Source organism: Rahnella bruchi, from assembly GCF_003614975.1.
GTDB classification, from domain to species: domain Bacteria; phylum Pseudomonadota; class Gammaproteobacteria; order Enterobacterales; family Enterobacteriaceae; genus Rahnella; species Rahnella bruchi.
On record NZ_QZWI01000022.1, the window covers coordinates 1 to 14,833 of the forward strand.

Consider the following 14,833-nt stretch of genomic DNA (forward strand, 5'->3'; position numbering starts at 1 on the left):
GAATTCCAGTGTGTAATTGGGCTTGCCCATAAATTGCACCTTACTCAGTTAGTGTCCAACTTTTGGGGTGCAGTTCATTAGGGCGGGGAAGTTGCGCTTACTCTTTGCTAGCAAATGTCGAGCAGCGCGCTAGTCGTACCCACATTCACAGCAATTCTTAATGCCAACATCAATCATATTGCTTAATGAGACTGATGAAGCACATATTTGTTACCGAAAATCCAAAGAGAAATTGTTACCAACTTGGAAGGGATCAGGAAGTCAAATCAGTTTATTTAAAAGCACAATTCGAATTGTTTTCAGATACACAATTCACAGGTCGTTTCAGTGAAATATAAAAGCGTGCGAAACGAAACTGGTTTTTACATCTGGAGGCTGGGAGCTAAACATAAAATAACGAAGTATTATGCCAGGTTCATGGCGTTTGCAAAATAATTTACATCAGTTACTATCGATATGGCCTGCTTCCTGAGATATAAATAATCATACATGGATAATATTTTATATGAAGTATAACTCGATAAATCTACTCTTATAGAATTTTGGTGATTTCAATCGGAAATAACTTGCATATAAAAATGGCCTAATCCGTTCTGGCAATAGCATCGTTATATACGTAAATACGTTATTAACTATCCATATATACTCTATTTACACCTTTCCAGTTCAAGCAGGCGGGAATGTTATTTTCATTCATTTTGGTAGTCAAATAAACAGTTGAGCAAAACTTTAGGGATCGGAATATTTATGATTAACAGAAAGTTATACGTTAAAACAATGTTTTATGGCACTTTACTCGCTTGCTCTGGGAACGCTTTTGCCAGCCATCATTTTGAATCAGCCGCTGTGCTTCAGGATGCCACCATAAATCAGCTTGATAACTATGTATTCCAATCATCTCGGGCAGATTCAACATCATTTATTATGGATATTAACCCTTCGCCCAATGATCTCCCCGGTGGCGTTTTCAAGCCCGGCGCATTATACAATATCCATATTTCTGATGATGCCAAATTTAAAACCGGTCATACCTTTTCACTGATCTTTGATGATAAAGGCGGTTATACCGTCTATGAAGTTTCATCGCCCAATGCGCCGGTCGGCACAAAAGGTGAGGAGATCGGTAAGGGAGGAATGAGTCAATCATCCCAATTGAGCAATGGCGTTAAGGTTTGGGCTGGCGTTGTAAAAGATCCGTTTTTTGGTAACTCACCAGGTCTGCATATTTTGCGTCAGCAGCTAGCTAAGGGGACTTACGATCCAAATCTCTGGACCTCAGTTAAAGGCAAGAATATTTTTACCGGCCGTAAATGCGGAGCTATTGTTCTGGATATTCCTAACAAGATGCTGGGTAAAAGAATAGAAGTCTTTATGACCACGGCTGTTGAAAACGATAAAAACTGGAGGCAGGTACAATATTCAGCGCTTCCTTTATTCTCACATTCTATGCTGTTCGAAAATGAAGCGCTGAAAAAGGAGCATAATAAAAGCCGTCCTGACAACTCTGAAGATATGAAAAACTTCGTTTCAGCCCGTACAGCGCGCGCCAGTAGCTTTGCACACTCTCAGAAAGAACCTCAGGTCTATGGTGACAAGGTGGCTAATATGCTTGTTCCTGACGTTATTACCTATAACGTCGGAACACCGGCAAAGTTCTCTGCGTCATCAATTAACGGGCGTAGTCTGAGTGATGATGCCATGAGTGAAATGTTAACACTGCTTTTGGGTCAACCCACCGATCAGCACATAAAAAATCAAAAATTATATATGAAGGATTTTCCTTACCTGATCCCCTCCTCCCTTAAATAATCCCTAAGATATACATCAGCCATGTAACGTACATGGCTGATATTCTCTCTCTCATATGAAGGTTTGAAATGTGAAAACATTTATTTTCAACTTCTGCAATAAGATTAAAAAAAGATATAACCTCTTTGCGGCAATTATTTTTATTTTTAGTGGTAATGCTTTTGCTCATGATTTTTGGATCCTGCCTCATGACGCAATGACAACGACTAATAATGAGGTTTTTTTTGAATTACGTATTGGATCGGGTGTGCCTGGAAAGCAAACTCCTCGCCTTCCAGGTCTGATAGCCACATTCAATGCCTGGGATGCTCTTGGGCAGCAAAAAATTGAAGGACACGAGGGTGCTCTTGTCATCGGACACCTGAAAACACGTGTTTCAGGGGCTACGATTGCCTCCCTTACGACTAACGGAGCAAAGATTACTTTGCCTTCGGATGAATTTGAAGACTATTTAAAAGAAGAGGGATTAGATAAAATTATCGCCGCTCGCCAGGAAAATGGTGAATCCGGATTGCCCGGTATTGAATTGTTTTATCGCTGTGCCAAGGCCATCATTTTTGTAAATAACAAAAGTGATGGTTATGATAAAATTATTGGCCTTGAGCATGAGCTGGTCCCCATCACCGAACCACTGAATTATAAACCGGGTACGCCATATATCGTTAAGTTGTTGTCGGCTTCTAAACCATTAGCACATCTGCAAGTTAAGGCAGAATTAAACACCTCCCCTCCGACGATCCTGCGATCAATCACCGACGAGAAAGGTTATGCCAGTTTCATTTTGCCGGAAAAAGGGGAATGGCTGTTTAGCTCAGTTGATATGGATGTATCACCTTTAGAAGATGCTGATTGGAAAAGTATCTGGGCATCCGTGACACTTCCTATCGCTGAAGGAAAATCCCTATGAAAATTAACCATTCTTTGAAAGATTTTATATTCATATTGGGACCTTTATTCATCATGAACAGTGCTTATGCACATAGCAATGGTGAATCCTCAGGGTGGATGCACCCTCTGTCGGGTATGGATCATTTGCTGGCAATGGTTTCCGTCGGCGCCTGGAGCAGTCAAATTGGCGGTAAAGCTATCTGGATAGTGCCTGCCGCATTTGTTTGCTTTATGTTTACCGGGGGATTACTTGGCTTCGAACATATCGAAATTCCCGGCACCGAGGTGGGCGTTTCCCTCTCGGTTGTACTGCTCGGTTTGGCGATTAGTGTCAAAAAAATCCTTCGGATTTATCTGGCAGCTACAGTCACTGCACTCTTCGGTATTTTTCATGGTTATGCCCACGGCTATGAAATGCCATTGATGCAGAATAAATTGACGTATACCGCCGGATTTCTCGCGACTACGGCCATGCTACATGCTGTTGGCGCCATCGGGGCACACTATCTTTTGAAAACCGCTAACGGTGATAAGTTATTGCGGTTACTGGGATTAGTCAGCACCCTCTGCGGTTTATATCTGGTGGCAACGGTGACTTAACTATAACGTCATGCCAATTATGGCAAGCGATAGTTACATCGCCCCTCCCCCGGTAACCTCTGGAATACGACAGAATTGGCAGGACCCTCTGGGCTGGTTACTCAATGACTCAGAAATGCCTGTTAAGCCCTGGATGGCAGGCATTAACAACATTAAAATTATAACTTACTGATTTTAAATCATTTATAAACCCTCTCGTTCAATTTCGCCGTTCGTTTTTATGAGGGTGGTTTGTCACACTCGCTGCTACATCGCTCCTGTATCATGGAAAAAATGAGGGCAGCTTGTCACAGTTGGCTTTGAAAAGTACTCCGCTACAGCCCCGCCGCGCATTGAAATTCACCGAATATCGATTTTAAAAATTCAAAATACCGTCACTGAACTTGTGATGAGGGTGATTTGTCACATTTGGGCGCTTCAGGTCAACCAACTCGCATTGAGGGTAGTTTGTCACAGTTGATTGTGGTCATTCAGCAGGACGAGAACAGGCAGTAATTATGCCCTGTAAACTGAGGGCAATTTGTCACACTCAGTGCCAGATAGATGAATTCTGCACGGTCGCCTGATCGAAAACGTGAAGGGTTCTTCCCTGTAATCACCGGAGAAGAAGAGTAAGCCTCGTCAAGTCAATGCGCGGGATGGCACATGGACAGATGCGAAATAGGGAAGATACAAAGAGGGATAAAAAATCAGGCCGCAATGATACGGCCTGATTTACAAAGTTCTAGAGTGGTTGTATCCGGCAATGAACCCTGACGGATTCCCGGTTCAACATTTTCGCCCCCTGCCCCGGTTTTGGAGCATCGTAAGCAGAAGGGAAATACTGTCGCGTTAATTCAATGGTGCCGGCTACCGGAATCGAACTGGTGACCTACTGATTACAAGTCAGTTGCTCTGCCTGCTGAGCTAAGCCGGCGGAAATTATCATTCGTCAGGCGAACATTTTATATATGATATAGCGTGATTCAACGAACAATTATCTGGCGATTTTGCGGTAAATGAAAAGGACGATAATTGCGCCAACAACTGCTATAACCATGCTTTGAACATTAAACCCAGAAATATTACCGATACCAACCAGAGAGGCTAAATAACCACCAACTACCGCACCAATGATACCCAGAACGATCGTCATAACGAAACCACTATTTTCTCTTCCAGGCATAATAAACTTAGCAATAACACCTGCAATGAGACCAAAAACAATCCAGATCAAAATACCCATTAAACTCTCCCGATAATTATATTAACTTCCTCAAGGGGCAGTACACTATATAAATAAATCAACACGAGCAACGCAATAGTAATTTTTAATTTTACAAATACACCCAGAAAGTCATTTTTCCTTAGTGTAATTATGTGTTTTTTTCTCATCAGATTATCGAAATACTTATTTTTAATATCTTGCACCCATTAGGCGTCTTAACTTGTTAAAATAAAGAATGTAAATTTTATTCGGAGATGTGTATGAGTTTGTTTGATTTAATTAAAAACGTGGGTGGCAAAGTTTGGAGTAACGGCAAAAAAACCACTGGTGATAAAAACTCTTTATTACAAAAACATATTGCATCATTGGGGTTGCCTGGCACTAAAAATATTGAGTTTACGCTTGATAAGCAAGACAATATTACTGCATCTGGAACTGTCGTCGACCAGAAAACAAAAAATATAATTATTGCAGAACTTGGCAATATTGAGGGCGTCAGTGGTGTAAATGATAATCTACATATCGAACCATCATCTGTGGGTACACACTTTTACATCGTGGCCAGTGGTGATTCGCTGAGTACTATCGCAAGGCATATCTATGCGGATTCGAGTAAATATATGGTTATCTTTGAAGCTAATCAGCCAATGCTATCGCATCCTGACAAAATATATCCCGGCCAAAAATTGATTATTCCCGCTATTCAGGATTGAAAGAAGAGGAGCTTTTCGTATGTCTATTATGGATAAAATTTCAGGGTTAATTTCTGGACAAAAATCAAAAAATAACGAAATTGAAGCAGTATTATCATGGTTCGAATCACAAAACGGAATATCAAATATTCTGGATAAGATGAAAGAACATGGCCTGGGTTTTATTGTTGAATCCTGGCTGAGTGATAAAGAGAATCTTACCGTGCTTCCGGAGCAGGTTTTGTCGTTTGTGGATACGCCTGCCCTTGAACAATTGGCGAAGAAATGCGGTATTGACCTGCACTCAGCGGCTTCGATGCTTGCCAGATACCTGCCATCTCTGGCTGACGGGCTATCACATTCAGGATCACTCTCTTCGGCTGGTACGGAAAATTTCTTGTCGGCGGGAATGTCGATTCTGAAAAATAAATTTACTGCCTGATTATCATTTACCCTGGTTTACAGCATAAGCAAAATGAGTTGCTTACGCACTTCACCCTTTACAACACGATATTAAAAATATAATTTATAAGAGAGAATTGAAATGAGCTATACCCATATTTTGGTGCAAATGAAATCCGCTGAGAAAACAAAACCGGTTTTACATTTAGAAGCTGATCTTGATGAAAATTTTGTGGTTGAACATATCATTAAGCCCTATATTGGTGGTGAACGCATTTTCATTGATGGCTCACGAGCTGAAGCCTGCGATATTGCTAAAATTTCTGTCTTTGAAAGTGAGCAAACCAGCCAGGAATTACTGGATGAAGAAAATATGAAAATTCAGTCAAGCACAACTCGCGCCCGTGCCAATCGTATTTTCACTGGTAATGCAGGAAAGGCAACCCGACTGATGGCAATTAAAGGGGCTTCTTCTCAAAACGTTACCCGTAAACTGTTCAATCAGGCAATGGGTATTTCCTGAGAGTAACGTAGTATTTCTGTTCACACCGTTCTTGTCTAAGAACGGTGTGTCCCATCCCCGGCGAGATGACATATTCTCCTGATCCCACCTTGCTAGCGTAGTGGTTCGCGAACTGAACTCCGCTGAGATATTTTGAAACGTCTCGCGCTGATGAAAGAGAGCTTCTTCACTGCATGATGGCAAAATAACTAACTCAACAAACCTCCACTGTGGTCATGCAATATTATGTTTCGCTGTTCGCTATAATACGCACCCGTCCTTAAGCATAATTTCTTTTTTCATATTTAAAAATAACTATTTTATTTTCTGCAAAATAACGAAATTCTTCTATTTTGTATAACTTCACATCTATTTTTAACGAATTAATACCTTTCACCACGTTTTTTGTTAAAAGATGGTGATATTGTGATTTATAAAAAACAATATTTTCACAAGTGCTTATTCCGTGCTGCAAAGAACACAATTACACTCCACCACTGAAGTCAATATCACCTGCTGTGTGCCGTTTTCTCTTGTCGGGATGAGTTTTTTATCCTGATGTATGTGAAATTAATTATTAGAAATAAAATATTAAGGAAATAGACATTATGTCTGATACCAAAAATAATGACCTGACAACCAAATCGGTTGGCATCGATTATTCCACTCTTGTCAACATTGACACCATCACCGACGTGGTTGGCCAATCCACAGGAGCCGTCCTGAGTGGCGGCTTCACGGATGACCTGCAGCCTACGCTTAGCGGTCACATCCCGTATTCGGAAGGCTATCAACTGCGCGTTTTCCTGAACGGCTCAGTGGTGGGTTATAGCAAAGTCGACGGTGATGCTAACTGGAGCTTTACGCCGGAAACGCCGCTGGAGCCGGGCATGACCTGTGACTTCCAGGTGGTCCTGATCGATGCGGGCACCAACACGCTGTATCCGTCCACAATTTACACCATCCATACCACTGAGTTGAATCATGATACGCCGCCACACGCACCGGTTATCACCGAAGTGCATGACGATGCGGGCATGTATCAGGGCGATGTGGCACAGGGCGGTAAAACCGACGACAGCCAGCCACTGATTTCCGGCACCGCAGATGCGGGCAGCATCGTCACCGTGACGGCCCTGTCTCCGGCGGGTGTCATGATGGAACTCGGCAGCATCGTGACTGACAGTAACGGTCACTGGAGCTACCAGTTCGAAGGTAAACAAAATATCTCGCTTCAGGGTGAATGGACCTTTACCGCCACGGCGAGCAACGAAGCAGGTGTCAGTGCAGATAGCGCAGGGTACAGCGTTGAAAGCGTGGCTTCCAATGGCGATGCCTTTACTGCGCCGGTTATCACCTCCCTGACGGACGATGTCGGCCTGTATCAGGGGGAAGTGAACAATGGCGGTGCAACCGATGATAAAAAGCCGGGTCTTCACGGTACCGGCGAGCCTGGCAGCATTATTACCATCACCATGCACGGTCCGGTTAGCCATGAATTACACAACATTGCACAAGTAGAAGTCGGCAGGGACGGTACCTGGAGCTATCAGTTCACCGGTAAGCAGGCGCTGCAGAAAGGGGATAACATCTTCCACGTCTCTGCAAAAGACTCAGTGGGTCATGAGGCGACAGGCAGTGACTTTGTAGTAACCCTGACGGGTAGCAATCATGATGACATCACGCCGCCGGATGCGCCGGTTATCACCGATGTCTATGACGATGTGGGCGTACAGCAAGGGCCGGTCGCGAACGGCGCCAAGACCGATGACAGCCTGCTGTTGATCTCGGGGACGGCTGAAGCCGGCAGTACCGTTACAATCAGCCATGTTTATGAAGTGACAGGCGTGGAATATCCTGATGGCACGGTGTTGGCTGACGCAAGTGGTCACTGGACTTTCCAGATGACCGGACCCTTCCAGCCCTCGTTCGGCAACCGGACTATCACGGCTACCGCGACGGATGCTGCGGGCAATGTCAGCGTCGCCAGTGACAGCTATGTGGTCAATTATGTCGAGGCCAACCGTGAGGACACCACTGCGCCGGATGCACCGGTTATCAACAGTTTCTATGATGGTGTAGGCCACATTAAAGGAAACATGACCAGCGGAAAATATACTGATGACACCACGCCTACCCTGAATGGTCATGCAGAGGCGAACAGTGTGGTGAAGGTGTACGAAGGCAGCACGCTGGTGGGATCGGCTACCGCAGACAAGAACGGGGACTGGAGTTTCACGTCAACTGGGCTTAATGAAGGTCATCACTCTTTCACTGCTACAGCGACAGATATTGCTGGCAACGTTAGTAAGATGTCCGGTCAGATAGAAATTAATATTGACACGCATATTTTTGCGCCTGTTATCACTCAGGTTGTGGATGATCAAGGCACTACGACAGGTCCGGTGGCTCAGGGAGGAAAAACTGACGACACAACACTGACACTTCATGGTACGGCTGAAGCGGACAGTGTTATCTCTCTTTGGGTAAGAGGTCCGCAGTGGGGGAAACACAGTTTAGGTACCGTGATTGCCGACCATGACGGGAACTGGACAATCAATCCAACATTACCGAGTTCGAGTTCCGGCAAATGGAGTTTCTATGCGACTGCTACGGATCCAGCAGGTAATACCAGTCTGAATAGCAGCTCCTACGTCGTTCGCTTAACTCATAGTGGTTTGGATGACATTACAGCGCCGGATGTTCCTGTTCTCAATGAAGTGCACGATAACGCAGGCGTTATTCACACGGGTGCACTCATTAATGAAACCACACCCGTGCTGAATGGACAGGCAGAAGCTAACAGCACTGTGAAAATTTATGATGGCAATAGCGCTATAGGTTCTGTCACTGCGGATGCTAAAGGTAACTGGAGCTTTACGCCGGCACCTTTGAGAGACGGCGAGCATAACCTGACTATCACAGCTACTGATGCTGCCGGGAATGTCAGTGGGAAAACGGCAGGTTTTCTCATTAATGTTGATACTGAAAATGCAACGCCGGTTGTTCTGGGTCTGGACGATGAAAGAGGGACATTTACGGGACTTGTGGAGGATGGCGGGAAGACTGACGTATCGCAGGCGATGCTGACTGGCACGGCAGAACCGGACAGCATTATCCATGTAAAACGCCAGGGTCCACAAACGGCCATTACCTACAGTGTACAAACAGACCATGACGGTCACTGGCAGCTTTCACAGGAGTTTAGCTATCAAGGCACATTTACCTATGCTGTCTGGTCGGCGGATACTGCTGGTAACAATAGCGAACATACACACTATACTATTCATCGTGTTCACTATAACCAAGATGGAAGCTCCGCAACCCTGAGTCTGGAACATGCAGTACTTCCTGAATCCTTGCACACTACGAATCTTGAACAGGCGCATGTCACCACTCCTGCCAGTTTGACTGAAGCTCAACAGCAGATGCTGGAACAACATTCGCAGATTGATCTGCATAATGGCGTTCAGGATAAACTGGTACTGAGTCTGCAAGACATTCTGAGCGAAGCACACAGCAATCTGTTCACCGAGGACGGCAAACAACAGTTAGCTATCACCGGCGATCAGGGCGACGTGGTTGAACTGAAAGTTGAAGACCTTTCCCATAACACCTGGCAGGACGCCGGTCAGGTTACAGCTGGCGGTATTCAATATGAGGTGTATCAGCACACAGCAGCTGATGTTGAATTGCTGGTTCAGCACGGTTTGGAGCTGCATCAGGTCGTCTAAGTTTTTCGTTTTAGCATAAATCTATCCCTGGCTTCGGCCGGGGATTTTTATTTCTACGCTGCCAAAATATTTTCGAAATTAATGCTTGTCCATCATGGATAAATTTATTCATCATTCTGTATTTTTTATTTCCACGCCCTCATTTACATATTTTTTAGTGCCGGCCTCGTTTGTTTTTAAGTAATCCCTCATAAATACAGAATAACTAAATTCAAAAATTTGAATCGAATAAAAATAATATTAACGGTTTGTTTTTTATAAATAAAATTGTGTTTATTTGTCATTCATTTTTTTGAAAATTGCGTTTTTAAAATACAGCATTCCTATCAAAACATTTAGGCGTTATTTTAATAAAAGTGTCCCTGACAGGGCTTAATACGTAATGATAAAGGAAAATCAATGAGTCAATATAAAATTACCACGAATGAAGCTAATCGGTCACCCGAGGTCTTCAATCTGAAAGCGGTTACTTCTGCCGAAGACATTATTGCTGTTCCTGCAATTGAGACAGGTTATTACCTTATTGAAGATGGTGAAGGTAACCAGCTGACGGAAGGCCTTTCTCTCAGTCGCCATAATGACGCGCTGCATATTCACATTGATGAATCTTCTGCACCTTCTGCGATTATCCCTGAATATTATCGCTCTCCGGCTCTGCTGACTGTGCCAGGAAATGGCGCGGTGCTTCAGGCCCTCGATATGGCTCAGGTACAGCCTGACCACGCTCCTGTGGCCCTTTCCCTGCTTGCTGACAGCCCGATTATTCCCTGGGCACCAGGCATTATTATTCCTGAAGGGGCTACAGACGATAGTATTCCGGACCAGCCTGCTGAAATCAGCAATCATGGCGGTACATCTGACCTGACTCCTGAACTGCACGGTACCGCTATTCATGCTGAAGGCTATGTCCTTAACATTTATGCGAATACGACTCTCCTTGGCACCGCTCAGGTGGATAACAATGGGGAGTGGAGCTTCACGCCGCCAGAAGGCGCGCTGAGCTACGGTTCAAACTATACTTTCCAGGTTTTGTTGCAGGATGCCGCTTCTGGCGTGGTTATGATTGCAATGCCATTTACGTTGTCTGAAACGGCAGATGGTCATGCCTCTGATGACCTGCCGAATACAGGTGAAGATCACGTTGTAGTTATTGATCATCTTGATGATGATTTTGGTATCCACCAGGGTGATGTGGCTAACAATGGCGTAACCGATGACCTGAACACAGTTATCCAAGGTACATTGTTTAACGGCCAGGGCCTTGTTCTGGAAATTTTTGCTAATACCATGTCGCTGGGTACCGCCAAGGTGGATCTCTCTGGCCACTGGTCCTTTGATCTGTCCGGTCTGGAAGATCATGCGCAATACACCATTCAGGCATTGTTGGTGGACTCTGCCTCAGGCAGCACATTTATTTCCCTGCCATTCGTCTTCACGACCGGTTTTGATGAAAACCCACCTACTATCACGACAGTTACAGATGATGTGGGCACGGTTAAGGGTGATCTGGCTGACGGTCAGCCAACAAATGACACCATGCCAACGATCAAAGGTAACGCAGAAGCGGGTGCTATCGTCAATGTTTACGACGGCTCAACCCTGCTGGGCTCCGCGCTGACAGATGAAAATGGTAACTGGACGTTTACACCAGAAACCCCACTGTCAGGAGAGGGTACTCATCTTATCTCTGCAACGACAACAGACGGGACCAGTGAAAGTATTCACTCAGGTGATTTTGATCTGAATCTGGATACAGTTATTGAAAAACCGGCCATTACTGGTGTTCTGGATACTGTAGGTCTGACACAAGGTAATGTAGAAAATGGTGGTCTTACTGATGACTCTAAGCCATTACTGAGCGGTACCGCAGAAGCGGGCAGCACTGTATATGTCAAATCAATCGGTCAAAATGGCTTTAAAACAACAATTGGTTCAGTGACGGCTGACGAGAATGGTCACTGGGAATTCAAGCCAACATCAAGGCTTCCGGGTGTATACGTTGTAGGACCTCGTGAACTCTACGTGGTTTCCGAAGATGCTGCAGGCAACGCTCGAGGCAGTGACCATTACAAAATCACGATCACCAATAGCGATAAGGATGATGTAACTCCGCCAGATGTTGCGACTAACCAGCAGCTTACGGATGATGTTGGTCCGGTAACCGGCCCTATCGCGAATGGCGACATCACCGATGATACAATGCCAACCTATTCTGGTAATGCCGAGCCTAATGCCGTCGTCATTATTTCAGATAACGGTGCAGTAATTGGTTCCACCACTGTTGATGCCAGCGGTCAATGGAGCTTCACCCCAGCCAAGGCTCTGGCAGATGGCGATCACAGCTTCTCTACTGTCGTTAAAGACAGTAACGGTAATGCAAGCCCAGCGTCAGATCCTATCAACTTTACGATCGATTCTGCGGTGCCGACTGTCACCATTGACAGTGTTGTGGATGATGTCGAACCCGTGACTGGCAATATCGATAACAGTGGTCACACTAACGATACTCAGCCGACGCTGAATGGTACAGCCAACGCGGACAGTGTTGTTGTTATTTATGACAATGGCGTCCAGATTGGTTCAGTGATGTCCGATGCAAATGGTGCATGGAGCTTCACGCCAGAAACTGCACTGACTGAAGCAGAGCATGACTTCACTGCCACAGTAATCAGGCCTGCAAGTGGTGAAAGTGATCCGAGCCCGGTTTGGGTCATTATCGTCGACACTACCGCTCCTGCGCCTATTGATATCACGGCACCTGATAACCTGCTGGTAACTGATGACGTGGGTCCTGTGACCGGCCCGGTTGCGCAGAATGGCACCACCGATGACAGCGAGCCAACCTTCTCCGGCAAGAACCAGCCGGCGGGCGACACCGTCACCGTCTACAGCGACGGCGAAGTGCTCGGCTCAGCACTGGTTGACGCAGACGGCAACTGGTCGTTCACGCCTGACACGGCCATGGCTGACGGTCAGCACGACATCACCCTGATCCTGACAGACGCCGCGGGGAAAACCAGCGCACCGTCGGCGGGCTTTGACTTCACCATCGACACAGCGACGCCTCCGCCAATCGACATCACCGCGCCGGACAACCTGCTGGTGACCGATGACGTGGGTCCTGTGATGGGTCCGGTTGCCCAGAACGGCACCACCGATGACAACGAGCCAACCTTCTCCGGCAAGAACCAGCCGGCGGGCGACACCGTCACCGTCTACAGCGACGGCGAAGTGCTCGGCTCAGCCCTGGTTGACGCAGACGGCAACTGGTCGTTCACGCCTGACACGGCCATGGCTGACGGTCAGCACGACATCACCCTGATCCTGACCAACGCCGCGGGCAATTCCAGCGCACCTTCTGCTGGCTTTGACTTCACCATCGACACAGCGACGCCTCCGCCAATCGACATCACCGTGCCGGACAACCTGCTGGTGACCGATGACGTGGGTCCTGTGATGGGTCCGGTTGCGCAGAACGGCACCACCGATGACAACGAGCCAACCTTCTCCGGCAAGAACCAGCCGGCGGGCGACACCGTCACCGTCTACAGCGACGGCGCGGTGCTGGGCTCAGCGCTGGTCGACGCGGACGGCAACTGGTCGTTCACGCCAACCGAGGCCATGGCTGACGGTCTGCACGACATCACCCTGACCCTGACCAACGTCGCGGGCAACACCAGCGCGCAGTCTGCTGGCTTTGACTTCACCATTGCGGCGGATGTACCTGATGCAGCCACTGCCATTGATGTTATCGATGACGAAGGCGATCAGCAGGGCAAAGTTGTACCTGGTGGTGCAACGGATGACACCACGCCGACCATCGAAGGCGATGCAACTCCAGGCGATATCGTTATTGTCCGTGATAACGGCGACGTTATCGGCTCCACTACAGTGGATCCTGATGGTCACTGGAACTTCACGCCGGACGTGCCACTGGATAACGGTGCACATTCCATCGATACCGTGGTGGTAAATCCGGATACAGGTGCGACCAGTGAACCAAGTGATCCAATTGATTTCGCTGTAGTTTCCACCGGCAGTGATAACTTCGAGGGGATCGAGCTTGGTCACGATGCAGATGGTAATAGCTATGTTACCAGTGCGCTGGAAACGGGTGTTGCCCGTACGCTGGACTCCGGAATGACGATCACTGTCCTCAAGGAAGGCAGCACCAGCGCGTCTTCTGAGAATGAGATCGGGACGAAGGGTACTTTTCTGTTTGCCCCGAAAAGTTTCGGCAATGTTGACATGGAACTGGCAGCCAACTCAGAAACCCGTTTCGACTTTAACGGCGAAACGAATGCTGTCAGCTTTGATACAGCAGCAGTCCTCGGTTCTGGTGGCGCTGCGCATTACTTTGATGCTGATGGTAAAGAGCTGGGTAGCGTGGATATCCTGGTCCTTGGTAAAACCGGCGTGGGCAATATTTCGTTTGAAGCACCGGAAGGAACGTTTATCTCCTACATGACGATCGATGTGGGTCCTGAAAACGGCGGCGGTACTATCCGTCTGGATAACTTCTCATGGGGTGAAACACAAGTTGCACCGGCTACGGAAAATGTGGCTGCGCAAGCTGTCCATCCGGACGTGGCGTTGATGGCTATGGCCACAGCAGCACATCCGGCACAAGCGGATACGCATCACGCTACGGCGAACACACATGATGCAGCGCAGGGTCATCTGACTCTGTCGCTGGATGATGTGATTAGTCAGGGTGCGAACAGCGTACTGATTGATGACGGCAAAACGCAGTTTGCGATAACGGGTGAAGCAGGCGAACACGTTGATCTGACCGGCGTGTCAGACAGCAGCCTGGCGCACACCGGTGACGTAACCAGCGCTGGCGTGACGTACGATGTGTACTCAGTGCAAGGCAGCAACGCAGAGTTGCTGGTACAGCATGGTCTGGAACTTCACACTATGTCATAACCCCTGACTGAGGGTATCAGCCAAAAGTACAATGCCGGCCACTGATGTGGCCGGCATTTTTATGTACGAA

9 protein-coding genes and 1 tRNA gene are annotated in these 14,833 nt (G+C 46.8%); 8 read left to right on the forward strand and 2 right to left on the reverse strand.

Going from position 1 to position 14,833, the window contains the following annotated elements:
• Positions 1 to 747: 747 nt before the first annotated feature.
• The 3 genes from D5398_RS23450 (at position 748) to D5398_RS23460 (ending at position 3,297) form a co-directional block, all read left to right on the forward strand.
• On the forward strand, positions 748 to 1,809 hold the full coding sequence (locus D5398_RS23450; protein ID WP_120509769.1) for a DUF4331 family protein: 1,062 nt from the start codon (positions 748 to 750) through the stop codon (positions 1,807 to 1,809).
• Between the two features lie 70 nt (positions 1,810 to 1,879).
• Positions 1,880 to 2,716 carry a DUF4198 domain-containing protein gene (locus D5398_RS23455; RefSeq protein ID WP_120509770.1) on the forward strand — a complete coding sequence of 279 codons (837 nt, stop codon included), beginning with the start codon at positions 1,880 to 1,882 and terminating at the stop codon, positions 2,714 to 2,716.
• Positions 2,713 to 3,297 carry a HupE/UreJ family protein gene (locus D5398_RS23460; protein WP_120509771.1) on the forward strand — a complete coding sequence of 195 codons (585 nt, stop codon included), beginning with the start codon at positions 2,713 to 2,715 and terminating at the stop codon, positions 3,295 to 3,297. Before D5398_RS23455 ends, D5398_RS23460 begins: the two co-directional genes overlap by 4 nt.
• An 840-nt stretch (positions 3,298 to 4,137) precedes the next feature.
• On the opposite strand, the gene D5398_RS23465 is transcribed toward D5398_RS23460, so the two are convergent.
• Positions 4,138 to 4,213: transfer RNA gene (locus D5398_RS23465), tRNA-Thr, on the reverse strand.
• Between the two features lie 60 nt (positions 4,214 to 4,273).
• Positions 4,274 to 4,522, reverse strand: a complete 249-nt coding sequence (locus D5398_RS23470) for a GlsB/YeaQ/YmgE family stress response membrane protein (RefSeq protein ID WP_120509772.1) — start codon at positions 4,520 to 4,522, stop codon at positions 4,274 to 4,276.
• A 242-nt stretch (positions 4,523 to 4,764) separates the two neighbouring features.
• On the opposite strand from D5398_RS23470, the gene lysM reads away from it, so the two are divergent.
• The 5 genes from lysM to D5398_RS23500 all read left to right on the forward strand — a co-directional run bounded on the left by lysM (position 4,765) and on the right by D5398_RS23500 (position 14,763).
• Positions 4,765 to 5,217 carry a peptidoglycan-binding protein LysM gene (lysM, locus tag D5398_RS23480; RefSeq protein ID WP_162940829.1) on the forward strand — a complete coding sequence of 151 codons (453 nt, stop codon included), beginning with the start codon at positions 4,765 to 4,767 and terminating at the stop codon, positions 5,215 to 5,217.
• 19 nt (positions 5,218 to 5,236) lie between these two features.
• Positions 5,237 to 5,638 (forward strand): YidB family protein, encoded by a 402-nt coding sequence (locus D5398_RS23485; protein WP_120509775.1) that lies wholly within the window; start codon positions 5,237 to 5,239, stop codon positions 5,636 to 5,638.
• Positions 5,639 to 5,740: 102 nt separating this feature from the next.
• On the forward strand, positions 5,741 to 6,121 hold the full coding sequence (locus D5398_RS23490) for a hypothetical protein (protein WP_120509776.1): 381 nt from the start codon (positions 5,741 to 5,743) through the stop codon (positions 6,119 to 6,121).
• A gap of 587 nt (positions 6,122 to 6,708) precedes the next feature.
• Positions 6,709 to 9,834 carry an Ig-like domain-containing protein gene (locus tag D5398_RS23495; protein ID WP_120509777.1) on the forward strand — a complete coding sequence of 1,042 codons (3,126 nt, stop codon included), beginning with the start codon at positions 6,709 to 6,711 and terminating at the stop codon, positions 9,832 to 9,834.
• Between the two features lie 399 nt (positions 9,835 to 10,233).
• On the forward strand, positions 10,234 to 14,763 hold the full coding sequence (locus D5398_RS23500; RefSeq protein ID WP_120509778.1) for an Ig-like domain-containing protein: 4,530 nt from the start codon (positions 10,234 to 10,236) through the stop codon (positions 14,761 to 14,763).
• Positions 14,764 to 14,833 lie beyond the last annotated feature (70 nt).

Excerpts from the sequence above, each read along its gene's own strand:
- D5398_RS23460 (WP_120509771.1), top strand. The coding sequence starts at position 2,713 with ATGAAAATTAACCATTCTTTGAAAGATTTTATATTCATATTGGGACCT.
- D5398_RS23470 (WP_120509772.1), bottom strand. The coding sequence starts at position 4,522 with ATGGGTATTTTGATCTGGATTGTTTTTGGTCTCATTGCAGGTGTTATT.
- D5398_RS23490 (WP_120509776.1), top strand. The coding sequence starts at position 5,741 with ATGAGCTATACCCATATTTTGGTGCAAATGAAATCCGCTGAGAAAACA.
- lysM (WP_162940829.1), top strand. The coding sequence starts at position 4,765 with ATGAGTTTGTTTGATTTAATTAAAAACGTGGGTGGCAAAGTTTGGAGT.
- D5398_RS23495 (WP_120509777.1), top strand. The coding sequence starts at position 6,709 with ATGTCTGATACCAAAAATAATGACCTGACAACCAAATCGGTTGGCATC.
- D5398_RS23500 (WP_120509778.1), top strand. The coding sequence starts at position 10,234 with ATGAGTCAATATAAAATTACCACGAATGAAGCTAATCGGTCACCCGAG.
- D5398_RS23450 (WP_120509769.1), top strand. The coding sequence starts at position 748 with ATGATTAACAGAAAGTTATACGTTAAAACAATGTTTTATGGCACTTTA.
- D5398_RS23485 (WP_120509775.1), top strand. The coding sequence starts at position 5,237 with ATGTCTATTATGGATAAAATTTCAGGGTTAATTTCTGGACAAAAATCA.